At 66.5% G+C, this 23,354-nt stretch carries 23 protein-coding genes; 10 read left to right on the forward strand and 13 right to left on the reverse strand.

Features of this window, described 5'->3' with window-relative positions; translation table 11 throughout:
- Nucleotides 1–25 precede the first annotated feature (25 nt).
- Together DBV14_RS05700 and DBV14_RS05705 are read right to left on the reverse strand one after the other, a co-directional pair.
- Nucleotides 26–3,493 (reverse strand): molybdopterin-dependent oxidoreductase, encoded by a 3,468-nt coding sequence (locus DBV14_RS05700; RefSeq protein ID WP_124458220.1) that lies wholly within the window; start codon nt 3,491–3,493, stop codon nt 26–28.
- A 34-nt stretch (nt 3,494–3,527) separates the two neighbouring features.
- Complete coding sequence (locus tag DBV14_RS05705) at nt 3,528–5,024, reverse strand: short-chain fatty acid transporter (RefSeq protein ID WP_260396828.1); 1,497 nt, start codon at nt 5,022–5,024, stop codon at nt 3,528–3,530.
- A gap of 145 nt (nt 5,025–5,169) precedes the next feature.
- On the opposite strand from DBV14_RS05705, the gene DBV14_RS05710 reads away from it, so the two are divergent.
- Both DBV14_RS05710 and DBV14_RS05715 read left to right on the forward strand, forming a co-directional pair.
- Entirely contained in the window at nt 5,170–6,111 is a 942-nt protein-coding gene (locus tag DBV14_RS05710; protein ID WP_124458221.1) for a LysR family transcriptional regulator, read from the forward strand.
- Between the two features lie 220 nt (nt 6,112–6,331).
- On the forward strand, nt 6,332–7,567 hold the full coding sequence (locus DBV14_RS05715) for an iron-containing alcohol dehydrogenase (protein WP_124458222.1): 1,236 nt from the start codon (nt 6,332–6,334) through the stop codon (nt 7,565–7,567).
- Between the two features lie 3 nt (nt 7,568–7,570).
- On the opposite strand, the gene gcvA is transcribed toward DBV14_RS05715, so the two are convergent.
- Nucleotides 7,571–8,467 carry a transcriptional regulator GcvA gene (gene gcvA, locus DBV14_RS05720; RefSeq protein ID WP_124458223.1) on the reverse strand — a complete coding sequence of 299 codons (897 nt, stop codon included), beginning with the start codon at nt 8,465–8,467 and terminating at the stop codon, nt 7,571–7,573.
- Nucleotides 8,468–8,572: 105 nt separating this feature from the next.
- Between gcvA and DBV14_RS05725 the strand changes: the two genes are divergently transcribed.
- Genes DBV14_RS05725 through DBV14_RS05750 form a run of 6 tightly spaced genes read left to right on the forward strand, consistent with a single transcriptional unit; the run spans nt 8,573 to nt 13,853 of the window.
- Nucleotides 8,573–8,950, forward strand: a complete 378-nt coding sequence (locus tag DBV14_RS05725) for a Zn-ribbon domain-containing OB-fold protein (RefSeq protein WP_124458224.1) — start codon at nt 8,573–8,575, stop codon at nt 8,948–8,950.
- The gene (locus DBV14_RS05730) at nt 8,947–10,083 is read left to right on the forward strand and encodes a thiolase family protein (RefSeq protein ID WP_124458225.1); all 1,137 of its coding nucleotides are present in this window, start codon (nt 8,947–8,949) and stop codon (nt 10,081–10,083) included. Before DBV14_RS05725 ends, DBV14_RS05730 begins: the two co-directional genes overlap by 4 nt.
- Nucleotides 10,084–10,097: 14 nt before the next feature.
- Nucleotides 10,098–10,880, forward strand: coding sequence for an SDR family NAD(P)-dependent oxidoreductase (locus DBV14_RS05735; protein ID WP_124458226.1), 783 nt, complete (start codon nt 10,098–10,100; stop codon nt 10,878–10,880).
- A 22-nt stretch (nt 10,881–10,902) separates the two neighbouring features.
- The gene (locus DBV14_RS05740) at nt 10,903–11,874 is read left to right on the forward strand and encodes a tripartite tricarboxylate transporter substrate binding protein (protein ID WP_124458227.1); all 972 of its coding nucleotides are present in this window, start codon (nt 10,903–10,905) and stop codon (nt 11,872–11,874) included.
- An 18-nt stretch (nt 11,875–11,892) separates the two neighbouring features.
- Entirely contained in the window at nt 11,893–13,086 is a 1,194-nt protein-coding gene (locus tag DBV14_RS05745; RefSeq protein ID WP_124458228.1) for a CaiB/BaiF CoA-transferase family protein, read from the forward strand.
- Complete coding sequence (locus DBV14_RS05750) at nt 13,077–13,853, forward strand: enoyl-CoA hydratase/isomerase family protein (protein WP_124458229.1); 777 nt, start codon at nt 13,077–13,079, stop codon at nt 13,851–13,853. Before DBV14_RS05745 ends, DBV14_RS05750 begins: the two co-directional genes overlap by 10 nt.
- Before the next feature lie 76 nt (nt 13,854–13,929).
- Here the strand turns inward: DBV14_RS05750 and DBV14_RS05755 are convergent, their stop codons facing one another.
- From DBV14_RS05755 to DBV14_RS05765, 3 genes are read right to left on the reverse strand one after another with little or no spacing between them, the layout of a single operon-like run.
- A complete protein-coding gene (locus DBV14_RS05755; RefSeq protein ID WP_221621876.1) occupies nt 13,930–14,409 on the reverse strand; it encodes a hypothetical protein in 480 nt (159 codons plus the stop codon).
- A gap of 36 nt (nt 14,410–14,445) precedes the next feature.
- On the reverse strand, nt 14,446–14,844 hold the full coding sequence (locus DBV14_RS05760) for a heme-binding protein (RefSeq protein ID WP_124458230.1): 399 nt from the start codon (nt 14,842–14,844) through the stop codon (nt 14,446–14,448).
- Nucleotides 14,837–15,613: an SDR family oxidoreductase gene (locus DBV14_RS05765; RefSeq protein ID WP_124458231.1), complete on the reverse strand. Its 777-nt coding sequence runs from the start codon at nt 15,611–15,613 to the stop codon at nt 14,837–14,839. Before DBV14_RS05765 ends, DBV14_RS05760 begins: the two co-directional genes overlap by 8 nt.
- Nucleotides 15,614–15,696: 83 nt before the next feature.
- On the opposite strand from DBV14_RS05765, the gene DBV14_RS05770 reads away from it, so the two are divergent.
- Nucleotides 15,697–16,632: a LysR family transcriptional regulator gene (locus tag DBV14_RS05770; RefSeq protein ID WP_124458232.1), complete on the forward strand. Its 936-nt coding sequence runs from the start codon at nt 15,697–15,699 to the stop codon at nt 16,630–16,632.
- A 203-nt stretch (nt 16,633–16,835) separates the two neighbouring features.
- Here the strand turns inward: DBV14_RS05770 and DBV14_RS05775 are convergent, their stop codons facing one another.
- The 7 genes from DBV14_RS05775 to mltG all read right to left on the reverse strand — a co-directional run bounded on the left by DBV14_RS05775 (nt 16,836) and on the right by mltG (nt 22,164).
- Nucleotides 16,836–17,306 (reverse strand): DUF2726 domain-containing protein, encoded by a 471-nt coding sequence (locus DBV14_RS05775; RefSeq protein WP_260396830.1) that lies wholly within the window; start codon nt 17,304–17,306, stop codon nt 16,836–16,838.
- A 155-nt stretch (nt 17,307–17,461) separates the two neighbouring features.
- On the reverse strand, nt 17,462–18,142 hold the full coding sequence (locus tag DBV14_RS05780) for an ankyrin repeat domain-containing protein (protein ID WP_124458234.1): 681 nt from the start codon (nt 18,140–18,142) through the stop codon (nt 17,462–17,464).
- Nucleotides 18,139–18,945 carry a TatD family hydrolase gene (locus tag DBV14_RS05785; protein WP_124458235.1) on the reverse strand — a complete coding sequence of 269 codons (807 nt, stop codon included), beginning with the start codon at nt 18,943–18,945 and terminating at the stop codon, nt 18,139–18,141. The genes DBV14_RS05780 and DBV14_RS05785 overlap by 4 nt, the downstream gene beginning before the upstream one ends.
- An 87-nt stretch (nt 18,946–19,032) precedes the next feature.
- Nucleotides 19,033–19,422, reverse strand: coding sequence for a PilZ domain-containing protein (locus tag DBV14_RS05790; protein ID WP_124458236.1), 390 nt, complete (start codon nt 19,420–19,422; stop codon nt 19,033–19,035).
- Nucleotides 19,419–20,435 (reverse strand): DNA polymerase III subunit delta', encoded by a 1,017-nt coding sequence (locus tag DBV14_RS05795; RefSeq protein ID WP_124458237.1) that lies wholly within the window; start codon nt 20,433–20,435, stop codon nt 19,419–19,421. The genes DBV14_RS05790 and DBV14_RS05795 overlap by 4 nt, the downstream gene beginning before the upstream one ends.
- A complete protein-coding gene (gene tmk, locus DBV14_RS05800) occupies nt 20,432–21,115 on the reverse strand; it encodes a dTMP kinase (RefSeq protein ID WP_124458238.1) in 684 nt (227 codons plus the stop codon). The genes DBV14_RS05795 and tmk overlap by 4 nt, the downstream gene beginning before the upstream one ends.
- Nucleotides 21,112–22,164 carry an endolytic transglycosylase MltG gene (gene mltG, locus DBV14_RS05805; RefSeq protein WP_124458239.1) on the reverse strand — a complete coding sequence of 351 codons (1,053 nt, stop codon included), beginning with the start codon at nt 22,162–22,164 and terminating at the stop codon, nt 21,112–21,114. The genes tmk and mltG overlap by 4 nt, the downstream gene beginning before the upstream one ends.
- Nucleotides 22,165–22,298: 134 nt before the next feature.
- On the opposite strand from mltG, the gene DBV14_RS05810 reads away from it, so the two are divergent.
- Nucleotides 22,299–23,225: a folate-binding protein YgfZ gene (locus DBV14_RS05810; RefSeq protein WP_124458240.1), complete on the forward strand. Its 927-nt coding sequence runs from the start codon at nt 22,299–22,301 to the stop codon at nt 23,223–23,225.
- Nucleotides 23,226–23,354: the final 129 nt, after the last annotated feature.

Consider the following 23,354-nt stretch of genomic DNA (forward strand, 5'->3'; position numbering starts at 1 on the left):
ATCAGGTAATTGAAGGTGCCGGCAGTCATGCCTCGAGCACCACGTCTTCAAGCGGGATGGCCTGGCAGGCCAGGCACACGGCTGGGTCTTCCGGTTCGCTGCCATGCAGATGGCGCACCTTGCCGCTCAACAGGCGCACGGCGCAGCTCTCGCATTGGCCCACGCGGCAGCCACTGGCCATCTGCAGGCCGAGCGATTCGCCGAAGGTGAGCAGCGTGCCTTGTTTGGGCGTCCACGTCGCGGGGGCGTGGCCCGAGCGCGCGAAGCTGACGGTGAAGCGCTGGTCGCCGTCGGTGGGCGGCGTGGTGGGCGAGCGGAATACCTCGCTGAAGATGTCGAAGCGCGGAACGCCCCGCGCCACCAGTCCGGCGGTCACGGCGTCCATCATGGCGGGCGGTCCGCACATGTAGAAGCGGGCGCGCTGTGCGATGAGCGCATCGTCCACCACGCTCGCGTCGATGTAGCGGTCCGACTGGTAGTCGATGCCTTGGCGCTCCTGCGGCTGGGGTGCGTTGTAGTGGTCGATAACCCGCAACGGCGGCAGGCGCGCGCGGTGTTGCGCGATGCGCTCGCGAAAAGCGTGGGTCGTGCCGTTCTGGTTGGCGTAGTAGAGCCAGATGGCCGGCCCCTGCGCGCCGTCGGGCAGCGATTCGAGCAGGCTGATGAAGGGCGTGATGCCGATGCCGCCCGCGAAGAAGACCAGCGGTTGCGGCGAGCGGCGCGGCAGCACGAAGCCGCCGGACGGCGCCCGCAGCGCGAGGGTGTCGCCGACCTTCAACGCGCGGTGCAGATGGCTCGACACGCGCCCCTCGTGCGGCGTGCCGTCGGCCGAGCGGCCACGCTGGTGGCGCACGGCCACGCTGTAGCTGCGTCGGCCCGGCACCTCGGCCGCGCCCGTGAGCGAGTAGGCGCGCGTGACCTGCGTGCCGTCGTCCAGATGCAATTGCATCTCGACGTGCTGGCCGGGGCGGTAATCGGGCAGTTCGCCGCCATCGACCGGCTCGAAGTGGATGCCCAGCACGCCATCGGCCTCGGGCCGCAGCTCGCTGATGCGGAAGGGGCGGTAGCCGGGCCACTTGCGCTGCCGCAACTCCGTCGCCGGGTCGCGTTCGATGTCGCAGAGAAAGGAGCGATGCGGCACCGAGCCGCTCACCGGGTCGCAACGGTCGGCGGAGATGAGCGCGTTGAAGTTGCTGCCCAGCGCGCCTTCGACCGGCGGGCCGTCGCGGTCGAGCTGGGGGCAGCCCTGCCACCAGCCGAACTCGGCCACGATGACGTCGTCCGCCAGCTGGGGCGTGACGCGTGCGACGAAGCGGGCCTCGCCCACGCGCGTGCGGATGCGCATCCAGTCGCCGTCCACGATGCCTTTGGCGGCCGCCAGCGCGGGGCTCAATTCGGCCACCGGATCGGGCGCGCGCTTGCGCAGAGAGGGCAGGCTGCGGTGCTGGCTGTGGCAATAGAAGCCGTTCTTGGCCGAACTCAGCACATAGGGAAAGCGGCCCTGGCGCGTGGCCTTGGCATCGCGCGGCGTGTCGGCTGGTTCGACGAAGGTGGCGACCGGCGGCTGGCCGTGGCGCAGCAGGGTTTCGGAATAAAGCTCGACGCGGCGCGTCGGGGTGTCGAAGCCGCGCACGCCGGTGGGTGTGGCGCGGGCGTATTTCTGCTCGCTCGCATCGATGGCGCAGGCAATGCCTTCGGGCCGGGCGCGCAGTTGGTCGACCGTGAGGCCGAGCGGCTCGAGCATGTGGTTCCAGCCAGCGTCGAGGCGGCCGCCGAAGAAGCCGTCGCCCATGCCCAGGCGAACGGCCAGATCGAACAGCACATCGTTGTCGGCGCGCGATTCGTCGCGTGGCGCCACCATGCGCTGGCGCAACTGCACCCAGCCGGCCGCGCGGTCATCGATCTCGAAGCCGATGCGCAGGCCTTCGCGCTCCCACGGCGTATTGACCGGCAGCAGGATGTCGGCGTACCTGGCGGCGGGTGTCTCGAACAAGTCGCAGTGCACGTGGAATTCGAGCTGCGACAGCGCCTGGTGCGCGAGCGCGGTGTCGGCCTGCGACACGGGCAGGTTGGTGCCGAAGGCCATAATCGCGCGCACCTTGTAAGGCTCGCCTTCGACAATTGCGCGGTAAGTGTCGCGCGCCGTCACCCAGCCGTGCGCGGGCGGGCCGATAGGGCGCTCCGCCAGGCCGAGCGCCTTGGCGCGCTGCGCGTCGGGCAGCAGCGAGAGCGAGTTGACGGCGTTGACGCGCGGGCCGACGCGAACGCGATTCCCACCGATGCGATCGAAGCTGCCGCACAGCGCATACAACGTGGCGACCGCGCGCTCGGCTTGCGTCGCGTTGGTGTGCTGGCCGATGCCGGTCCAGGCGTGATAGGCCACGCGGCGGCAAGTGCCAAAGAGGTCGGCGACCGCGCGCAGCGAGGCCTCGGCAACGCCGGTGATGCGCTCGACATTCGCCGGCGTGTAGGCCGCGCAGCCCTGGGCCAGCAGTTCGAAGGCCGGAGCGCACGACAAGCGATGTGCGCCCACGTCGATCTCGACCGCGCCGCGCAGGCGGAAGTGGGCTGCGTCCTGGGCTTGCGCCGCCTGCTCGGTGTCGTAAGGCACCGCGCAGGCGAGCGCGTCGTTCCACGCCAGGAAGCGGTTGCCTTCGGCTTCGGGCCACAGGTCTTGCTCGCGCAGGAAGTGTCCGTTGTCGCCGCGCACCAGCAGCGGGGCATTGGTCCACGCGCGCACGAAACCTTCATCGAAGCGCGCGTCGGCGATCAGCAGGTGGACCAGCCCCAGCGCCAGTGCGGCATCGGTGCCGGGCCGCACGGGCAGCCAGGTGTCGGCCTGCCGCGCGAGCGCGGTGGGGCGCGGATCGATCACCACCATCTTCGCCCCGTTCGCGCGGCCACGGCCGATGGCGTTGGCCTGCGCCAGCCAGGTGTTCGCGGGGTTGTGACCCCACAGCACGATCAGCTCGGCCTGCGCGTAGTCGGCCGCGGGCATGCCACAGCCGAAGGTGAAGGCGTGCGCGAAGTCCTTGTGCCAGTTGCAAACCTCGGTCGCATAGCAGATGTTGGGGCTGCCGAAGAGACGCACGAAGCGCTCGATCCAGTCGATGCTGTCCGTCAGCGGCGTGCCGCTGGGCGTGGTCACGGCGAACACCACCGACTCGGCGCCGCTCTCGGCCTTGATGGCGCCCAGGCGCTGCGCGGTCTCGGCCAGCGCCTCGTCCCAGCCGATGCGCACCCAGCCCGGGTCCGCTTCGGTCTTGGGCCTGGTGCGGCGCATCGGGTAGCGCAGCCGGTGCGGGCTGTGCACAAGTTCGGGCGCGGCCTTGCCCTTCATGCACATCGCCTGGCCGGTGGGGTGCGAGGCGTCGGGCCGTACCGACACCAGCATGTCGCCCTGCACCTCGTTGAGCGTGCCGCAGCGCGAACGGCAGAGCGTGCAGTAGCCCTGCTTGATTTGCGTGGCCGCTGCTGTCGTAGTCACTTGCATCCGGGACCTGCCTGACTCAAGTCAGTCAAAGCACTCAAGGCATCACCGGTGCGACATAGCCCAGCGTGCGCCCGAACGCCCAGAGCATGAAGAGCACCAGCGGCGCGTGCACCAGCAGTTGCAGGAAGGTGAAGCCCACGATGTCGCGTGCCTTCAGCGACAGCACGCCCAGCAGCGGCAGCATCCAGAACGGGTTGATCAGGTTGGGCAGCGCCTCGGCCGCGTTGTAGACCTGCACAGCCCAGCCCAGGTGCACCTTCAGGTCGTTGGCCGCCTGCATGACGTAGGGCGCCTCGATGATCCACTTGCCGCCACCCGAGGGAATGAAGAAGCCCAGCACGGCGGAATACGCGCCCATCACCACGGCGAAACTGTCGACGTTCGAGATGCTCACGAACAGATGCGCGATGCGGTCCGACAACGTGATTCCCGCGTCGCCCTTGGCGCCCGTCAGCATGGCCGCGATGGCACCGTACAGCGGGAACTGGATGATCACGCCCGCCGTCGACGGTACCGAACGCGACACCGCGTCGAGAAAGCTGCGCGGACGCCAGTGCAGCAGCAGCCCGATCATGAGAAACAGCAGGTTGTAGGTGTTGAGGCCCGAGATCGCGACCAGCGGGCTCTTGGCCATGAACTCCTGCGCCAGCCAGCCGAAGCCCAGCGCGCACAGCAGCAGCGTGAGCAGCGGGCTGCGCTCGAACCACTCGCCGGGGCGGCGCTCGGCGGATTCGGGAGAGGCCGGCTTCGCTTCCGAAAGGTCCACGCCCAGGTCCTGCGCCGTAACCGCGTGCTTCGCGTCGGGCGCCGACCACAGCGCGATGGCCACCGACACGACGATCAACACCAGCGCCATGACGACCGACTGCCACAGGAAGATGGTCTGGCTGAACGGGATCACGCCCGTGATGTCGAGAATGCTCTTGGGCAGGCTGCTGGCGTTGGCCTGCAGTTGCGCCGCCGACGAGCTGAGCCCCAGCGCCCACGTCGCGCCCATGCCCAGGTAGGCCGCCGCCCCGCCGGCACGGTAGTCCATGCGCAGGTCGAGACGGCCGGCCAGTGCGCGCACATACAGCGCGCTGAAGATCAGCGAAATGCCCCAGTTGAAGAGCGACAAAATCATGCTGATCGCCGCCACGTAGGCGATGGCCTGGCGCCCCGACACGGGCAGTGCTGCCAGTTTGCGGATGAGCCGGGCCGCCGGTGGCGAGGTGGCCACCACGTAGCCGCCGATGGCTACCAGTGCCATCTGCATCGTGAAAACAATCAGGCTCCAGAAGCCGTCGCCGAACGATTTGGCCACCGCTTGCGGGCTCGATCCGTTCAGCAGCGCGGCGCCCGCGACCACCACCACGGCGATGGCCGCGAAGACGAAGGCATCGGGAAACCAGCGCTCGGCCCAGGCCGTGAAGCGCAGGCCCAGGCGACTGAGCAGCCCGGCGGCGGCCGGGGCGTCTTGGGCATCGCGGGCGCCGCGGGGTAGAGGAGGGTGGGTGCCGGGGCCGGCGGAAGTCTGTGATGTCGATGGCATGGGTGTCTCCTGCTACTGCTATTGCTGCTGATGGAACCGTGGGCGTCCTCGTCACACGCCTGACATGGGGTGCTGCGGGGATGTTAGGAATTACCGTCGACAATTCATAATCTCTATTTTCAATAGAGCGATATAGGATGTATCTATGTCGATAACCATCAAGCAACTGCAGCACTTCGTGGCTGCCGCGCACACGGGGCAGGTGTCACGTGCGGCCCAGCGCTGCTATGTGAGCCAGCCGTCGTTGACCACTTCGCTCAAGAACCTGGAGTCCACGCTGAAGGTGCAGCTCTTTACGCGGCACTCCGACGGGTTGCGGCTCACGGTGCAGGGCGAGGGCTTTCTCCGGCATGCGGAGCACATGCTTCACACGCTCGAAGCGGCGGTGGAAGAAACGCGCAACTCGGTGTCCTCGGTCGAAGGGCGCGTGCAGATCGCCATCACCGACACCGTGTCCGAATACATGCTGCCGAAGATCATCGGTGCGATGCGCAGGCAACTGCCGCTGGTCGAGTTCGAGCCCGTGGAGCGCAACCGGCTCGAGATCGAGGATGGCCTGCGCAGCGGCGAGTTCGACCTGGCCGTGGTGCTGGTGTCGAACCTTTCTCGCACGCCGGATATACGACGCGAGAACCTGCTGAAGTCGGAGCGCCGCCTGTGGACGTCGTTCGACCATCCGCTGGTGGCGCAGAAGTCGGTGTCGCTGCGCGAGATCTCGCAGTTGCCTTTCGTGCTGCTCGACATGGACGAGCACGTGGACACCGTGGGCCGCTACTGGGGCGCGATGAAGCTCAAGCCCAAGGTCGTGTTCCGCACCAAGTCGATCGAGGCCGTGCGCAGCCTCGTTGCACAGAACGTGGGTGTGACCATCCTGTCGGACCTGGTGTTTCGCCCGTGGTCGCACGACGGCGGGCGCATTCGCCGGACGGTGGTGTCGAGCGCGGTGCCCTCGATGGACCTGGGGCTGGCCTACTGGCGCGGTGCCGTTCTTTCCGAGGCCGCTGCAGCCTCCGCGAGTACCTTGCGATTGCTGGCCAAGACGCTGACGAGAGAGTCACAACCACTTATGGATTACGAGCCGCAGTAGAAGTTTTGATGGAGCAGGGGGTCAAGTTCGGGCGTGCGAAGCAAGAGCTGACGGCCATCGTCCACATCTCGATGAAGCCCCGGTTCGATTCGCTTCTACGGCAGTCCTCCGACAGGCAATCCTTAGACGAACTCAATGATCAAGCGATTGAATATGCATTGTGGACCGGCATGACCGTCTCTAACCTTGGGCGACATCTTCTACCGCCCAAAGCTTCGACATGTCTTTTGACGAACCGGCCATTCATGACTTTCACGCCCGAACCTATCCGCTGAGAATCTACTCGGGGACGGATGCGCTGATCGAACTCCCCCGGGAACTCCGGCGCGCCGGCGCCTCCCGTGCACTGATCCTGTGTGGGCGCAGCGTTCGGGAGCGAACCGGCCTCACGCAAGTGATCGAGACCTTGGCGGGTGGCCGCATCGTCGGCATCTTCTCGGGCATCTCCGAAGGCGCGCCTGCGGAGTGCCTCGAGGAGGCCGCCGCGAAGGCGCGCGAGGTGCAGGCCGACGCGCTCATTGCTGTCGGTGCAGGCAGCGTGATCAAGGGCGTGCGCATCGTTGCCATGTTGCTCGGGGAGGACCGCTCCCTGCTGGAAATGGCAACGGTCCATCGCGATGACGAGCCGCCGGTGAGTCAGCGCCTGGCTGCGCCGAAGATGCCGATCTTCAATGTGCTGACCTCGCCGACCTCGGCGCAGAACCGTGGCGGTTCGGCAGCGCGCTATCGAGGATCCGCGCATCACCTGGAATTTTTCGATCCGAAGACTCGACCACGCGCGGTGTTCTGGGACACGAGGGCGCTGGCCACTGCGCCAGCGGCGCTCGCGCGCTCCACGAGCTTCGAGGTCTACTGGTGGGCCTTGATGTGCATGGGGGCCGTGCGCACGGCCAACCCGCTGGTCCAGGCCAGTCGACGTCACGCGTGGGAGCTGGCACGACACGCTTATCCGAAGCTGGGTGAAGCGGACGATGCGGCTGCCCGGATCGATCTGTGCGCTGCAGCGTTGCTGCAAAACCGCGACGAAGAAGATGGCGGGCGGCCCTGGTCATGCCAACTGCTGGCGCGCGCGGCCTACGCATCCGCCGTCGGCGTCTTCAACCACTACGAAGGGGTGACGCAATCGCGCGGCTATGCCGCCTTTGCACCAGCCATGATCCGTGAATTGGGCGCGGCAGTGCCCGAGGTGGCGCACGCGGTGGGCGAGGCACTTGGCATGGAACTGCCGTTGAACGGTAGCGGCACCGAGTTGGCCGAGCAGGTCGCGGCGCAAGTGGCACGCAACTTCCAGGCGCAAGGGTGGCGGACTGACTTGCACGACTGCGCAATCCCTGCGGCCGATGCGCCTCGGTTGCTCGCACTCGCACTGCGCAACTTCAACGCCAATCACGATCGTTTGCTGGATCGCCATCGCGAGGCGATGCTCGTCGCCATCACCCGGACGATCGCGCCCTAGCGCTCAAGTGGCGCTGCTTCGCACCTCCTGCTGGATCCATTGAAGAAAGGACCGGAAGGCCGGTGTTGCCGCGCGCGCCGCGGACCAGACGAGGTAGTAGCCGTTGTCGCTGCGCGCGACCAGGTCGAAGGGGGCGACAAGTGTGCCGACCTTGAGCAACTCCACAGCGTAGGCGCGCTGGACGATGGCGACACCCAGCCCATCGACAGCCCCCTGGATCGCCAGCGAGGAGTTCTCGAACGACAAGCGGCGCTTGGGCTTGAGCTTCGTCAACCCGGCGTGGTCGAGCCAGCGTTGCCAGTCGTCCATGCGACGCACGGAATGCAGGAGCGTCGCCTTCGACAGGTCGGCGGGTGTCGCGAGTGGGCATGTGTCGCGCAGGAACGCGGGGCTGCAGACGGGTTGGAAGGCGTCGTCGAACAACCTCAGGCCGTCGAGGCCTGGAGGGACATCGGTTCCCATGAAGGAGGCCATGTCCACGTCTTCGGCTTCAAAGCGAATTTCGCGAAAGCTCGTCATGAGCTGGATGTCCAGCTCGGGATGTGCCCCGTGGAAACGGGACAGGCGGGGCACCAGCCACTTCTCTGCAAGCGTAGGCAGCAGGCACAGCTTGAGCGTGTCGTGACGCGGACCGCGTGCGATGGCGTTCAGCGTCAGTTCGATCGTCTGAAATGCTTGCGTGAGCGCGGGCCGCAGCACCTGACCGGCGTCCGTCAGTTCGACCGAACGACCCTTGCGCCGCAACAGCGGAACGCCCACGACTTCCTCGAGCAATTTGACTTGCTGGCTGACCGCGCCGGGCGTGACGCACAACTCCGCCGCGGCATTCGAAACGCTGAGATGGCGCGCCGTGGCTTCAAAGGCTCGCAGGCCGAGCAGGGGGAGGCGGCTACGGTTCATTTTGTTTTAGCGCTTCTAAAAGATATCGAAGAAAGAACTGCCTTGTTTCAGGGGTAGGTGCTACCTACACTGAAATCTAGCCAATCTAAAACGACGAGGCAATACATGGAAATCACCAAGTACCCTGAACCGCACTTCCGCAATGATGCGGCCGGCATGACGCTGCTGGGGGCGCGCTACCGCGACACCGGCGAGTTGCGCTTCCCTCCACCCGAGTTTCTCCAGGCCGGAGAGGCCGCGGAGCCGGTCTCCATGGGCGCCAGCGGACGTCTGTACACCTTCACCACGGTTCACCCCGCCAAGGCGCCCGCGTACGCACTGGGCATGGTCGACTTCGACAACGGCCTGCGGGTGTTTGGCCGTCTGGCCTGGTCGCAGGACTCCGAGCCCGCCATTGGCGATGTGGTGCATGCCGTCGCGTTCGCGCTCCCGGATGGCACGCCGGACTATGCCTTCGCGCCGCTGAAAGGCGCCACCGCATGAACGAACCGTTGATCACCGGCGTCGGCATTTCCGACTTCGGCCGCTTCCCCCATCTCAACGAAGAGGCGCTAGCGCAGGCAGCCATCCTGTCCGCGCTGAAGGACGCGGGTGTGGGCATGCGCGATGTGCAGGCCTTTTACTGCGGCAACGCCCTCGGCGGCCACCTGCCCGGCCAGCGCGCGCTGCGCGAACTGGGCACCGGCGGCGAAGCCGTCTACAACATCGACAACGCCTGCTCGAGCGGGGCCACCGCGTTTCACCTGGCGTTGCAGGCGCTTCGCGCAGGGCAGTACGAGACGGTGCTGGTTTTCGGCATGGACCACCTGAGCGGTCTCGGCGGCGGCGCGCTGCCCATGAACGAACGCGACTGGAACAACCGGCGCGGAATGATCATGCCCGCGCTCTACGCGATGCGCGCGAAGCGCTACATGCACGAGCGCGGGGTTCCGGCCGAGGTGCTGGCCGATGTGGCGGTGAAGAACCGGCGCCACGGCATGCTCAATCCGATCGCGACTTTCTGTCGCCCGGTGACGCGCGAAGAGGTATTGGCTTCGCGCATGGTGGCCGATCCCCTGACGCTGCTGCAGTGCTGCCCGGGCGTGGTGGATGGCGCTGCCGCACTTGTCTTGAGCACGCGTCCTTCCCGAGGCACGGCGAAGCCGGTTCGCGTGCTCGCCTCCGTGGTCCAGTCGGGCCTGTTCGAGATCAACCAGGTGGACATGACCGAGGCTGAAATCACCCGACGCGCGGCGCGGCTGGCGTATGAGCAGGCCGGCGTCGGTGCTGGCGATCTCAGCCTGATCGAATTGCACGATGCCTTCACCATTTCCGAGCTGCTGTACTACGAGGCACTCGGCTTGTGTGAACCAGGGGAAGGGCCAGGGCTGCTGGCCAGCGGAGCCACGGCGCTCTGCGGCCGCATCCCCGTGAACGCGAGCGGTGGCCTGTTGGCCAAGGGTCATCCGCCAGGTGCCACGGGTGTCGCGCAGATCGTTGAACTGTGCGAGCAACTGCAGCAGCGCGCCGGCAAGCGGCAGGTGCGGGACGCCCGCATCGGACTGAGCCAGGTGACGGGTGGCGGCATTTGGGGCGTGGACCATGCCGCGTGCTCCATTCACATCCTCGCGGCCTGAAGAAGGAGCCCGCCATGACAGACAACATCGCCCCTGACGAGCCCAGCAAGCTCACCGGCCTGACCGCCATCGTGACCGGTGGCGCCCGGGGCATCGGCCTCGGCATTGCCAGAAGCCTGGCCGAGGCCGGATGCCGCATTGCGCTCTGGGACATTGACGCAGACGCACTCCATGCAGCGACCGCAGAGCTGAGGGCGGAAGGCGCCGAGGTGTCCGCGCGTCGGGTGAGCGTGACGTCGCCCGAGGACGTCCAGGCTGCCACTGCCGAACTCCTGGAGCGCAATGGCCGCATCGACGTTCTCGTCAATAACGCGGGCATCGGCGGCGACAAGCTGATCACCAAGATGGAGCTCGATTTCTGGCAGCGTGTCATCGAGACCAACCTGACATCGCAATTCATCTGCTGCAAGGCAGTGCTTCCGGCGATGGTCGCGCAGAAGTTCGGCCGCATCATCAACCTGTCTTCGCGCGCCTGGTTGGGCAACCGCGGACAAGCCAGCTACTCGGCGTCGAAGGGCGGCGTTGTCAGCCTGACCCGCAGCCTGGCGTTGGAATTCGCGCGCAGCGGCGTCACGGCCAATGCCATCGCACCGGGCATCGTGGAAACCCCGTTGTTCGGCACGCTCGCGGCCCAGGCCCAGGAAGACCTCAAGCGCACCGTTCCCATGCAGCGCATCGGCCAGGCCGAGGATGTCGCGAACGCGGTGCGCTTCTTTGCTTCGCCGGCATCCAGCTATGTGACTGGGCAAGTGTTGTACGTGTGCGGCGGGCGCAGCCTGAGCAGCGCATCGGTCTGACATCGGCCTCCAAGGAGACATCATGAAAAGAAGAGAGTTCACGTTGGCCGCCGCCGCTGCGCTGTTGGCTCCGGCAGCACCCGCGCGGGCGGACAACTATCCGTCAAAGCCCGTGCGCCTGATCGTGCCGTATCCGCCCGGCGGCGGAACCGATACGGTGGCCCGCGTCGTGTTCGAACGGGTTGCCGTGCTCATGGGGCAGCCCTTCGTGGTGGAGAACAAGGCGGGCGCAGGCACCACCATCGGCCTCGGCGAATTGGCGCGGGCCCGTCCCGATGGCTACACGATCGGCGTCGGCGGCACGAGCGACCCGCTGCTTCCCCTGCTGTACGACGGGCTTGCCTTCAACCCTTCGGCGGACCTGACCTTCGTGGCCACGCTGGCGACGGTGCCGATCGTTTTGGCTGCCGGGCCGGGCATTCCTGCCAAGACCCTGCAGGAGCTGCTCGCCGCCGGGCGCGCAAAGGGTGCGCAGCCGATGGCCTATGCCTCACCCGGGACCGCCTCGCCGCACCATCTGGCAGGCATTTACCTGGGGGAGATGGCTGGCCTTCCGTTGCTGCATGTGCCGTACAAAGGCACTTCACAGGCGCTGACCGACCTGGTCGGCGGCCACGTGCCGCTGGCAATGCTGGGCCTGCCCTCGGCCTTGCCGTACGTACGCCAGGGCAAGCTGAAGATCCTCGGCGTCGCGACCGCGCAGCGCTCCGCCCTGGCGCCAGAGATCCCCACCATCAGCGAGGGCGGGGTGCCGGGCTTCAATGCCGGCTACTGGTGGCATGTGACCGTGCCGACCGGCACGCCGCAAGCGGTCATCGCGCGGTTGCGCGACGCCGTGGACAAGACGCTGCGTACCCCGGCGCTGACCGAATCCCTGCTCAAGAGCGGCTTCGAGCCGATGCTGCTTTCTCCCGCCGAGGCGGAGAAGGCGCTCAAGGAGGACACTGCCAAGTGGACGAAGGTGATCCGCGCGAACAACCTTCGCGGCGGCTGACCGAGGAGACGAACCGACATGCTTGGAGACTCCCTCAACGGAATCCGCGTCATCGACTTCACCCAGGTCGCCGCGGGACCGGTGTGTACGCAGACACTTGCCGACCTCGGCGCGGATGTCATCAAGATCGAGGCCCCCACAGGCGAGCTGTGCCGCGCGCTGGCACCCTTCATCGAAGGGCAGAGCCTCGGATTCATGGCGCTCAACGGCAACAAGCGCAGCGTGGCGCTCGACCTCAAGGACCCCCGACAGCTCGAGGCGGCGCTTCAGCTCGCTGCCGGCGCGGACGTGGTGGTCGAGAGCTTCCGACCCGGCGTGATGAAGCGGCTCGGGTTGGGCTACGAGGATGTGCGGCGACTCAATCCGGGCGTCATCTATTGCTCCGTCTCCGCCTACGGGCAGGAAGGGGCGTGGCAGCACAAGCCAGGCGTCGATGGCGTGCTGCAGGCGGTTTCCGGCCTGATGAGCGTGACGGGCTTGCCGGAGGCGCCACCCTGCAAGGTGCAGGTGCCGGTCGTCGACATGGTGACGGGCTATGTCGCCGCGATCGGTGTGCTGGGTGCGCTGACGCGGCGCAGACGTGGCGGGGCAGGGGGGAACGATGGCGAGGGGCAATGGATCGACGCCAGCATGTTCGCGTCCGCCATCGCGCTGCAACAGATGAGCTTCGCCAGCTACTTCGCGGACGGGATTCCTCCGGCGCGCATCGGCAGCGCCGCGCCCTACGCCGCGCCCAACGAGGCGCTGCGTTGTGCGGATGGCTGGATCATGCTCGCCGCGTACCACCCGTCGCGCTGGGAGGCACTGTGCGGTGTCCTCGAATGTCCCGGGCTGCTGATCGACTCGCGCTTTTGCGAACTGTCGGGCCGCATTGCGCATCGGCGCGAGCTGGTGCAACTGCTGGAAGAACGCATGACGCGTCGCTCTCGCGCCGAGTGGTTGAAGCGCTTCGAGGCGGTGGACATCATTTGCGCGCCGATCAACGACTACTCGGAAGTCATCGCCTCGCCAGCATTCGCGGATGCGAGGTTGTCCGAGACAGTGTGCCATCCGATTGCCGGCGAACTGACCTTGCCTGCTACGCCGCTGCGCACGGTTGGCGAGGTGCCGCGCGCCCGGCGTCCTGCGCCGCTCGTGGGTGAGCACACCCGCGAGGTGTTGCGTGCCGCCGGGATCGCTCACGAAAACGAAGGAAGTAAGACATGCCTGTGACGCTCGAGGTGCGCGATTTCATTGCCACCGTGACCTTGAATCGCCCCGAGGCGATGAACGCCATCGATCCGGAATCCGCCGCGCAGTTGCACGAAGCCTGGAACGAGATATCGGTCCGCAAGGATGTGAGGGTCGGCATTCTCACGGGGGCGGGCGAACGGGCTTTTTGCACTGGTGCCGATCTAAAAAAGACAATGCCGCCCGCAGAGAGCTTTGCCGAGTTGCATTTCGGTTCACGGGCCGGCCTGCCGCCCGTCTCGACCTTGCAGACACCCAAGCCGATGATCGCGGCGATCAACGGCTTCGCGCTGGGAGGCGGGCTCGAGGTGGCAATGCTCTGTGACATCCGGATTGCCGCGAGCACGGCCGTGTTCGGGCTGCCGGAGGTCTGCATCGGGAGCATCCCGGCCGGTGGCGGCACGCAGCGCATCGTGCGCGCCGTGGGGCAGTCGGACGCGATGCTTTTGCTGTTGACCGGCGAGCGCATCGATGCGCAGGAAGCTCTGCGCATCGGCCTGATCAGTCGGGTGGTGCCGCCACCAGATCTCGCGGCGGCCGCGCGTGCGATTGCACAACGTATCGCTTCAAATGCACCGTTGGCCGTGGTCACCGCCAAGAGGCTTGCCCAGGTTGGCCGGGAGTTGCCGTTGACCGCCGGCCTCGAGCTGGAGCAGCAGAGCTTCGGCAACCTGCGCGATTCCGATGATCGGATCGAAGGGCGCCGTGCCTTTGCCGAAAAGCGCACACCGAGCTTTCAGGGGCGTTGACCTGCAGTTGGACACGGCCGCTCCGGCTGACTGGCGCGGGATCGGCAAATCGATGAACGAAACGAGTGGGGCGGTTTCAGAGCGACTGCAGCCAGGAGAGGTAGCTGGCAGCCCGCCGTTCGGCACTGCCGTCGAGAAGGAAGATCACTGCCGCCTGGACCGCAAGGCCCGTTCCCGCGCCTTGCCAGGCGGAGCTCTTCGGCGCCAGTATGACGAGCAGGCCCCCCGCCACGGCGAGCGCGAACTCGATCCGGCGATTCCTTGCGAACTCGTTCATGACGACCTGCATGCGAGGCATCTCTTCAATGCCCAGGCGTACCCGCTCATTCGCAACGATGTGCTGGACGCGCGCAAGGTCTTGCGGGCTGCGCCACCAGGCCGAGCCGCCGACACCCATCTGGACCAGCGCCGCCAGGACAAGCGGCCGCGCCGCACCACGCCAGAACGCGCCATGGCGCCAGCTCCATGCGGCCACGGCGATCGCCACCACCCCGACGATGACGAACGTCAGGCCACCCCATCGCTCCGCATGGAAATAGGCTTCGGCCATGTTCATCCGCATGTCCGGGGAGGGGAGCCGTTGCATCGCGCCTCAGGCCAAGGCTGCCCTGGCGAGGGCTGCGTCCTGATCAGGTGTTCCACCGGAAACCCCGAGCGCTCCGATCAGCGCGCCGCCTGCGTCGAAGATCGGCAAGCCGCCGCCCATCAACAGCAGGCCCCCTGCATGGACGTGATCGAAGTGCGGGGCAGGGACCCCCACTTGCAGCGGCGCGTTCAGTGACTCGCTGGGCATGCGGAACATCACCGACGCACGGGCCTTGGCCATGGCCAATTCATTTGACGCGAGCCATGCGTCATCCATGCGTGAGAAGGTCACCAGGTTCGCTCCGCGATCCAGAATCGCAAACACCGCGTTGAGGCCGGTGTCCTTCGCCGCCTGGCGACCGCGGGCCACGATGCGATGCGCATCGTCGATGGAGACGTCAGGCATTCTGGGTCCACTCCGTCTCTTGCCATTGCTTGGCCACGTCGATCGTCGCGAGCGGGCGCATCGTGCGATACAGGTGTTCCTTGGCGGGGATGATCTCGACCATCGCGTCGATCATTTCCTGCGGGTCTGCCTGATTGGCCAGGCCCTCGGTGAAATCCGGCATCGGAACGACCGCGGTCTTGGGGTCGTACCACTGGACATGGCTTTCCACGCCCGTGTCGTTGAACCCGGTGAGGAAGGCGCCCGGATTGACGGTGGCCACCTTGACGCCGAAGGGCGCAAGCTCGACCTTCATCGAGCCCGCGATGGCCTCGATCGCGTGCTTGGTCGCGCAGTAGATGCCGAGGAACGGCACCACCAGAATGCCGCCCATGGACGAGGTCCACACGACCTTGCCTGATCGACGGGCCACCATCTTGGGCACGATGGCCTGGACCAGCTCAAGATGCCCGAACACATTGATGTCGAACGACTCGCGCGCCCGCTGCATCGGGATGTCGGTGATGGGGCCGCCCTCCATGACGCCGGCATTGAGCACCAGCACGTCAGGATCGAAGGACCCCGCGTGGGCGATGTCGATCTTGTCGAGCAGGTTGAGCTTGATCACCTCCAGCTCGACGCCCGCTTTGGCCGCATCGGCACGCAGGTCGCGAACCTGTGGCCATGTTTCGGCGCCGGCCACCACCTTGTGACCAAGGCGCGCCAGTTCGATGGCCGTACCGCGGCCAAAACCCGAGCTTGCGCCCGTAATCAAGATCTTCTGGGACATGGATGAGTACCTGCTAGTGAATCGTGCGTTCAGTCTAGGAAGACCGTAATATCAAGACAATCCCATCAATGCTTGTTGTTCCGATGAATCCCATTCATCAATTCAAGGGCTGTGACCTGCTCTCCCTGAATGTGTTCCTCGCCGTCGCCGCGCACGCCAGTTTTCGCGCAGCAGGCAACGAGCTCGGTATCACTGCATCGGCGGTGAGCCATTCCATCAAGGCGCTGGAGCAGCGCCTGTCTGTCAGGCTTCTCAACAGGACAACGCGCAGCGTGTCACTGACAGATGCGGGGGAGCGACTGGCGGCAACACTGAGGCCGGCGCTGTCGTCGGTGGTCGACGCTCTGCAGGGGATCGAGAACATGGATGGCATCCCCAGTGGCACCGTGCGGATCAACGCCAGCGAAGGCGCGATCCGCCTGGTGCTGCAACCGGTGCTGGCGCGCTTTCTGCGCGAGCACCCGCAGGTCCACCTGGACATCGTGTGCGACGGAAAGCTCAGCGACATCGTGGCCCACGGTTTCGATGCAGGCATCCGGCTGGCGGAGGCCGTCCCGCAGGACATGGTGTCGATCCGCGTGGGCGCGCCGGTGCGTTTCGCCGCGGTGGCTTCGCCCGGCTATTTGGCGGCACGCGGCCGTCCTGCCGTGCCGCAGGATCTGCATGTCCATGACTGCATCCGCTTTCGCTTCGACAGCGGCGCGATCTATCGCTGGGAGTTCGAGCGCCACGGAAGCGCCGAGACCGTCAACGTCAACGGTCCGCTCACCCTCACTGATCAGCCCTTGATGGTCGATGCAGCCATCGCCGGCATCGGCATCGCCTTCGTTCCCGATCACCTCGCTGCCAGCGCGCTGGGCGACGGGCGACTCGAGCGTGTGCTGGAGGCTTGGTGCCCGGCGTATCCCGGCCTGTGTCTCTACTACCCAGGGCACAGGCATGTCTCCAGCGCGTTGCGCGCGCTGATCGCGATGCTGCGCGAGGCGCTCCAGAACGACGTTCAGCACGAGAGCGCCTGAAGTCGTGCGCCTGAGTGCAGGGTGTGCAGTCATCTGCGCAGCCACGTCACAAGCGTCCAGGCAATGCAAGTGGGGATGTGATTTTACATAATGCACATTGTGTATTTATCTCGGCAGTCAAACGAGGAGCATCGCCCGGATCCGTGGGCCTGATGCCTGCCGCCCCGAAGATCCAGCCGGCACATCCAACTGCCCACCCGCCATCACCCCAAAGGACTGACCGAAGCCAATGAAGGATCAAAGTCCGCCTCGACACGCCCCACATCGGGAACCCGCTGATACCGCAGCACGCGATAGCCGGCGGCAGTGAGCAACGCATCGCGCTCCGAATCGCGTTGCGATGCGCCTGAGCGGTTCTTCTTGCTCTCGCCGAGTTCGATCACGGCCACGACCTTGAATGCGCGGTCGCACACGACGAAGTCGGCGATCTTCCGGCTGAAGGTGGCGCGCGCGGCACGCGTGCGGGCCGTGAGCAGCGCGGCAAAACTGACCTGTGGAAGCACCACCAGGTCCGGGAGCGTCTGCACGAGCCGGTTGTACATGGCTTGCTCGCGCGCTGTGAGCGGCGGCCGCGCCTTGGGCTTGTCTACAAAGCCGCTGGCGCTGTCTTGCGAGGACCTTTTTCTGGCGAGCATGGCGAACACGAGCAGTCCGACCACCAGCAAAAAGACCATGAATAGGAACGTATTCATCTCTGCTTCTCCTTCTTTGCAGAGTCTCGCACGAGTGCGAAAGCGCCCTCTTTTTGCCCTTTGCCACGCCTTGCGGCAGGGCGATTCCAACGCTCAGCGCGTGGCGGGTTTCCCAATGAAAAAACCGTGGTTCCGGCTCACCACTTGCCGTCTTTCGGCACGGCCTTGGGCGCATTGGCTCTCGCTGCCGCTGCGCTGGTGATCATTGCCGCGGTGTCCGACCGGTTCACCTTGTTCGCGAAGTCGACGGCGGTCATGCCGAGCTGGTTCTTCATGGTGGTGTCGGCGCCTTCGTCGAGCAGCAGCTTCACGGCCTCGCTGGAGCCATACATGGCGGCCATCATCAGCGGCGTGGTGCCGTTGGGCGATTGCGCATCGATGAAGGCGTAGTTGTCGAGCAGCACCTTCATGATGGTCAGTTGCCCGCTGGTGGCGGCGTAATGCAGCGGCGTCCAGCCGGTCTTGTTGACGGCGGCATCGCGCTTGAGCAACTGGGTGACCAGGTCCTGCTGGCCCTTGATGGCGGCGAGCATGAGCGGGGTTTCGTCCTTGGCGTTGGCCAGGTCGACGTTGGTCTGCGGCGATTCGAGCAGCGCCTGGACAACCTTGGGCGACGGCTCGCGCAGCGCGATGAGCAAGCCGGTCTGGCCGTGTTCGTCGCGCGTGTTGGGGTCGAACCCGCGCTTGAGCAGGCTGCGCACACCGCTGGCGTTGTCTCCGCGCACGGCCCTGAAAAAGTCTTCGAACGATCCGGCATGCGCTGCAAAAGATGCAGCAATGACAATGAGATAAATCGACTTTTTAATGTAGTTCTTCATGATTTGACTTCCCTGAACAAGTTTTCGAAGTTGTCGCTGGTTGCCTTGGCGATGTCCTCTACGGGCACTTTTCGGAGTTCGGCAATCTGGCGCGCCACGAAGGGCACGTACGACGGATTGTTGGTCTTGCCGCGGTACGGCACGGGCGCCAGGTACGGGCTGTCGGTCTCGATCAGCATGCGGTCGAGCGGCACGAAGGCGGCCACGTCGCGCAGGTCTTGCGCCTTCTTGAAGGTCAGGATGCCCGAGAACGAAATGTAGAAGCCCAGGTCGAGCGCCGCGCGCGCCACCTCGGCGGTTTCGGTGAAGCAATGGAACACGCCGCCCGCCGCGTTGCCGGCGCCGTCTTCGCCCTCCTCCTTGAGGATGGCCAAGGTGTCGGCCGATGCCTCGCGGGTGTGGATCACCAGCGGCTTGCGGGTCTGCTGCGCGGCCCGGATGTGCACGCGGAAACGATCGCGCTGCCACTCCATGTCGGAGATGCTTCGGCCGCCCTTGCGCTCTTCCATCTGGTAGTAGTCGAGACCGGTTTCGCCGATGGCCACCACGCGCGGGCGGGCCGACAGGCGCACCAGGTCTTCGACGCTGGGCTCGGCGATGTCCTCGTTGTCGGGGTGCACGCCCACGCTGGCCCAGAAGTTGTCGTAGCTGGCGGCCAGCGCCTGCACGTCATCGAACTCCTCGAGCTTGGTGCAGATGCAAAGGGCCCGGTCGACCTGCGCGGCGGCCATGGCGGCGCGGATCTGCGGCATCTGGTCCGCGAACTCGGGAAAAGTCAGGTGGCAATGGGAGTCTGTGAACATCGGAAATGGCGGTGTAGTCGGCGCACCTGTCACATGTGTGAGGTGGCGCCGTGCACGGAGTTCCGCGTCACGGGGACGGCGGAAAACTCAAATGGTCTGGGTCGGGCGGTCGGAGGCCATCGAGCCGCCCAAAGCGGTCTCGATGCGCGCCTTGAGCTGGCGCGACTTTTCGTCGGAAGGAAAACGGATGCCCACGCCGGGCGCCCGGTTGCCGGCGGCGCGCGCCGGCGTGATCCAGGCGACCTTGCCGGCCACCGGGTAGCGCTGCGGGTCTTCGGGCAGCGTCAGCAGCACGTACACGTCGTCGCCCAGGCGGTATTCGCGCGAGGTGGGAATGAAGATGCCGCCCTCGGCAAACAACGGGATGTAAGCCGCGTAGAGCGCGCCCTTCTCCTTGATGGCGAGCTGGATGACGCTCGGCCGGGCAGGCGTGTTGGCTGCGGGCGCAGCGACAGCGGGGGCAACAGGTTGGTTCATGGGCGACGAGCGGCTGAGTTTAGGGTGCTTCGCGCTTCGCTCACAAGCGCTTCCAGCATGAGGCCCGCATTGAACGGGTGTTCCGCGGTTCTGGCGGCATTCGACAGCGACTTCGACCAGCGCGCCAAAGCAAGGCGTGAAGGCGCGGCCGGCAGGTCGGCTGCCTCGAAAAAGCGGGGTTCGGCGCCGTTGCCGACGGCCATCAGGTCGTGGCAGAGCTTCTGCAGCGCGCCGACGGCCTGGGCCGGCGCGTGGTCGGCCAGGGCACCCACATCGCCGCGCGTCATTGCCTTCGGTAGCAAGGACCAAGCCTTGGGCGACTGGCCGGAGCGCGCCAGCCGCAAGGCGTCGCTGGGGCGGCCACCGGCGGCACGCAACAAGGAGGCTGCGTCTGCGGCGGGCACGTCGTGCGCCACCAGCCAGGCTTCGGCCTCGGCGGTTTCGGGCCACGGCAGCGTGAAGCCCAGGCAGCGGCTGCGAATGGTCGGCAACAGTTGCCACGCGGCCTCGCTGGCCAGCACGAACCGCACGTCGCCCACGGGCTCCTCGAGCGTCTTGAGCAGCGCGTTGGCCGTGATGTTGTTCATGCGCTCGGCCGGGTACACCAGCACCACCTTGCCGCGGCCGCGCGCGCTGGTGCGCTGGGCAAAACCGACGGCGTCGCGCATGGCCTCGACGCGGATCTCGCGGCTGGGCTTTCGCTTCTTGTCGTCGATGTCGGCCTGCGCTTTTTCGTCGAGCGGCCAGCCGAGTTCGCCCATCGCGACTTCGGGCATCAGCACGCACAGGTCGGCATGGGTGCGGACCTCGATGGCATGGCAGCTCGGGCAGTGGCCGCAGGCGGTGCCGCCCTCTTCCGCCGGCTGTTCGCACAGCCAGGCGGCGGCCAGTGCCAACGCGAGTTCGTATTGGCCGATGCCCGACGGCCCTTGCAGCAGCCAGGCATGGCCGCGCTGGCGCAAGAGTTCGGCCAGCGGCTGGTGGAGCCAGGGCGACAGTGCCGGAATGCTCATCGGGCCACTCCACCACCACCACCACCCAAGAGGGCCAGCACGCCGCGCGCCACCAGCGCGGTTTCGACCTGCTGCCAGACCTGGTCACGCGACTGGCTGGCATCGATGCGCACGAAGCGCTTTGCGTCGGCGGCTGCGCGGGCCGCATAGCCCTGGGCCACGCGGCGGAAAAACTCGACCGGCTGCGCCTCGAACTTGTCGGGCAAGCGCGCACCGGCCAGCCGCTGCGCCGCGATCTCGGGGGCCAGGTCGAACCACAGCGTGACTTGCGGCTGCAGCAGTTGCGACGCGGGCAACGCCGCCCTGCCCGCCTGCGCCCATTGCTCCAGCGTCGACAGCACGGCTTCGTCGAAGCCGCGCCCCGCGCCCTGGTAGGCGAAGGTGGCGTCGGTGAAACGGTCGCACAGCACCACGTCGCCACGCGCCAGTGCCGGTTCGATGACCTGCACGATGTGGTCGCGCCGTGCCGCGAACACCAGCAAGGATTCGGTGAGCGGGTCCATCGGCTGCTCCAGGATCAGCCCGCGCAGCGTTTCGGCCAGCGGCGTGCCGCCGGGTTCGCGCGTGCGCACGACCTTGCGGCCCTGCGCCCTGAACAATGCTTCGAGCGCGTCGAGGTGGCTCGACTTGCCCGCGCCGTCGATGCCTTCCAGCGTCAGAAACAGGCCGTGGTCGCTCATTGGGTTGCCTTCGGTTTGGTCGCGTCGCTGTTGCCGCTATTGCTGCTGTTGCCACCGTCGCCGCGCTGGTAGCGGTTGACCGCGCGGTTGTGGTCGTCGAGCGAACTGCTGAACTGGCTGGTGCCATCGCCGCGCGACACGAAGTACAGCGACTTGCTCTGCGCCGGCTGCACCGCCGCCAGCAGCGCGGCCTTGCCGGGCATCGAGATCGGCGTGGGCGGCAGCCCGCCGCGCGTGTAGGTGTTCCAGGGCGTGTCGGTCTGCAGGTCTTTCTTGCGCAGGTTGCCGTCGAAGGCGGTGCCCATGCCGTAGATGACGGTCGGGTCGGTCTGCAGCGGCATGCCGATGCGCAGGCGGTTGGCGAACACGGCGGCAATTTCCGCGCGGTCGTTGGCCTTGCCTGTCTCCTTTTCGACAATGCTGGCCAGAATAAGCGCCTCATCGGCCGTCTTGACTGGCAGATCGGCTGCGCGGGCGGCCCAGGCGGCTTCTAGCTTCTTGTCCATGGCCCGCATGGCGCGCTGCAGCAGCACGATGTCGGTGGAGCCCTTGGAATAGGTGTAGGTGTCCGGGAAAAAGCGCCCTTCGGGGTGCACGCCCGGCTTGCCGAGCTTGGCCATCAACGCTTCGTCGGTCATGCCCACGCTTTCGGGCTTGAGCTGGTCGGCCTTGGCCAGTGCAGCGCGCACCTGGCGGATGTTCCAGCCTTCGACCAGCACCAGGCTGCGCGTGGCTTCCTCGCCGCGCACCAGGATGTTGAGCAGCAGCTTGGGCGTGACGCCGCGCTCCAGCTCGTAGCTGCCGGCGCGCATCTGGCGGTCTTGCCCCGACAGGCGGAACCACAGGTACAGCAGTTGCGGCTGCACGTCGACACCGGTGTCGGCCACGGCCTGGGCAATGCCGCGCGGCGTGGTGCCGGGCTCGACCGACAGGTCGACACTGGGCGCCGGCAACTTGAGTGGCTGGTGCACCCACCAGAGGCCACCACCGCCGAGCGCGAGCACGACAAGGGCGGCGAGCAGGAAAAGCGTGAGGAAGAAGCTGCGCACGGATCCGATGGAAAGAAGGGAAAACGGGAGAAAAGAATGAGCGCCCGCAGGTGCAACAAACGGTGACCCTGCGGCCACCCAGGAGGGAGTCCCTGCCATCCCGAAGGAACTGGCCCGGCCATGATAATTCAGCGATGACCACAGTCGTTCTCAATGGCGTGACCGCCCTCTCGCACCTTGGCGTGATCTGCGCCGAAGGCCCCGACGCCGCCAGCTTCCTGCATGGCCAACTGACGCAGGATTTCTCTTTGCTCGGCGCCACCGAGGCGCGGCTGGCCGCGCTGTGCACGGCAAAGGGCCGCGTGATCGCGAGCTTCATCGGCATCCGGCCGCAGCCCGAACTGATCCTGCTGGTGTGCAGCCGCGACATCCTGGCGGCCACGCTCAAGCGCCTGTCGATGTATGTGCTGCGTGCCAAGGTCAAGCTGACGGACGCGACGGAGCAGTTCGCACTGCTTGGCCTGGCGGGCACTGCATTGACGGCCAACGGCCTGGACGCGGCCACGCCGCCGGGCAAGCGCACGGCGATTGGCGAGGACATCAGCGCGGTGTCGCTGTACCCGGCCGACGGGGTGCCGCGCGCGCTATGGATCGCACCGGCGGGCCACGCCGCGCCGGTGGGGCCGGCGCTGGACCTGGCCGTGTGGCAATGGAGCGAGGTGCGCAGCGCCATCGTGACGCTGACGACGCCGGTGATCGAGGCTTTCGTGCCGCAGATGATCAACTACGAGTCGGTGGGGGGCGTGAACTTCAAGAAGGGCTGCTATCCGGGCCAGGAAATCGTGGCGCGCAGCCAGTTTCGCGGCACGTTGAAGCGTCGTACTTACCTGGCGCAAGCGGATGGGCCGGTGTCGGCGGGCCAGGAAGTCTTCGCGGCCAACGATGCGGAGCAGCCTGTCGGGACTGTGGCGCAGGCTGCATTGGCGCCGGATGGTGGCTGGGCCGCGCTCATCTCTATACAGATCTCGGCGCTTGAGACCGGTGGTTTGCGCGCTGGTGCTGCTGATGGTGCTTCGCTGACTGTCGAGCCGCTGCCGTACGCTTTGCTGGAAGACATCTGAGTCTTGATGCGGGGGCGGGTCCGTTCGTTGTGCGTGCACAGGACACCGGGTACTTCCCTCCGCGAATGTCCCCCGCTTCGCTCCTCCTTTATTTCGCTGCGGGAAGCACCCGATGCCCTGCGCACCTGG

Origin of the sequence: Variovorax sp. KBW07 (assembly GCF_003852515.1) — a bacterium.
Taxonomy (GTDB): domain Bacteria; phylum Pseudomonadota; class Gammaproteobacteria; order Burkholderiales; family Burkholderiaceae_C; genus Variovorax.

Coding starts and splice junctions, on each gene's coding strand:
- DBV14_RS05810 (WP_124458240.1), top strand. CDS start 22,299: ATGACCACAGTCGTTCTCAATGGCGTGACCGCCCTCTCGCACCTTGGC.
- DBV14_RS05760 (WP_124458230.1), bottom strand. CDS start 14,844: ATGCCTGACGTCTCCATCGACGATGCGCATCGCATCGTGGCCCGCGGT.
- DBV14_RS05740 (WP_124458227.1), top strand. CDS start 10,903: ATGAAAAGAAGAGAGTTCACGTTGGCCGCCGCCGCTGCGCTGTTGGCT.
- DBV14_RS05735 (WP_124458226.1), top strand. CDS start 10,098: ATGACAGACAACATCGCCCCTGACGAGCCCAGCAAGCTCACCGGCCTG.
- DBV14_RS05750 (WP_124458229.1), top strand. CDS start 13,077: ATGCCTGTGACGCTCGAGGTGCGCGATTTCATTGCCACCGTGACCTTG.
- DBV14_RS05770 (WP_124458232.1), top strand. CDS start 15,697: ATGAATCCCATTCATCAATTCAAGGGCTGTGACCTGCTCTCCCTGAAT.
- DBV14_RS05755 (WP_221621876.1), bottom strand. CDS start 14,409: ATGAACATGGCCGAAGCCTATTTCCATGCGGAGCGATGGGGTGGCCTG.
- DBV14_RS05795 (WP_124458237.1), bottom strand. CDS start 20,435: ATGAGCATTCCGGCACTGTCGCCCTGGCTCCACCAGCCGCTGGCCGAA.
- DBV14_RS05710 (WP_124458221.1), top strand. CDS start 5,170: ATGTCGATAACCATCAAGCAACTGCAGCACTTCGTGGCTGCCGCGCAC.
- DBV14_RS05705 (WP_260396828.1), bottom strand. CDS start 5,024: ATGCCATCGACATCACAGACTTCCGCCGGCCCCGGCACCCACCCTCCT.
- DBV14_RS05780 (WP_124458234.1), bottom strand. CDS start 18,142: ATGAAGAACTACATTAAAAAGTCGATTTATCTCATTGTCATTGCTGCA.
- DBV14_RS05745 (WP_124458228.1), top strand. CDS start 11,893: ATGCTTGGAGACTCCCTCAACGGAATCCGCGTCATCGACTTCACCCAG.
- tmk (WP_124458238.1), bottom strand. CDS start 21,115: ATGAGCGACCACGGCCTGTTTCTGACGCTGGAAGGCATCGACGGCGCG.
- gcvA (WP_124458223.1), bottom strand. CDS start 8,467: ATGAACCGTAGCCGCCTCCCCCTGCTCGGCCTGCGAGCCTTTGAAGCC.
- DBV14_RS05715 (WP_124458222.1), top strand. CDS start 6,332: ATGTCTTTTGACGAACCGGCCATTCATGACTTTCACGCCCGAACCTAT.
- DBV14_RS05785 (WP_124458235.1), bottom strand. CDS start 18,945: ATGTTCACAGACTCCCATTGCCACCTGACTTTTCCCGAGTTCGCGGAC.
- DBV14_RS05730 (WP_124458225.1), top strand. CDS start 8,947: ATGAACGAACCGTTGATCACCGGCGTCGGCATTTCCGACTTCGGCCGC.
- DBV14_RS05790 (WP_124458236.1), bottom strand. CDS start 19,422: ATGAACCAACCTGTTGCCCCCGCTGTCGCTGCGCCCGCAGCCAACACG.
- DBV14_RS05725 (WP_124458224.1), top strand. CDS start 8,573: ATGGAAATCACCAAGTACCCTGAACCGCACTTCCGCAATGATGCGGCC.
- DBV14_RS05765 (WP_124458231.1), bottom strand. CDS start 15,613: ATGTCCCAGAAGATCTTGATTACGGGCGCAAGCTCGGGTTTTGGCCGC.
- DBV14_RS05775 (WP_260396830.1), bottom strand. CDS start 17,306: ATGGTCTTTTTGCTGGTGGTCGGACTGCTCGTGTTCGCCATGCTCGCC.
- DBV14_RS05700 (WP_124458220.1), bottom strand. CDS start 3,493: ATGCAAGTGACTACGACAGCAGCGGCCACGCAAATCAAGCAGGGCTAC.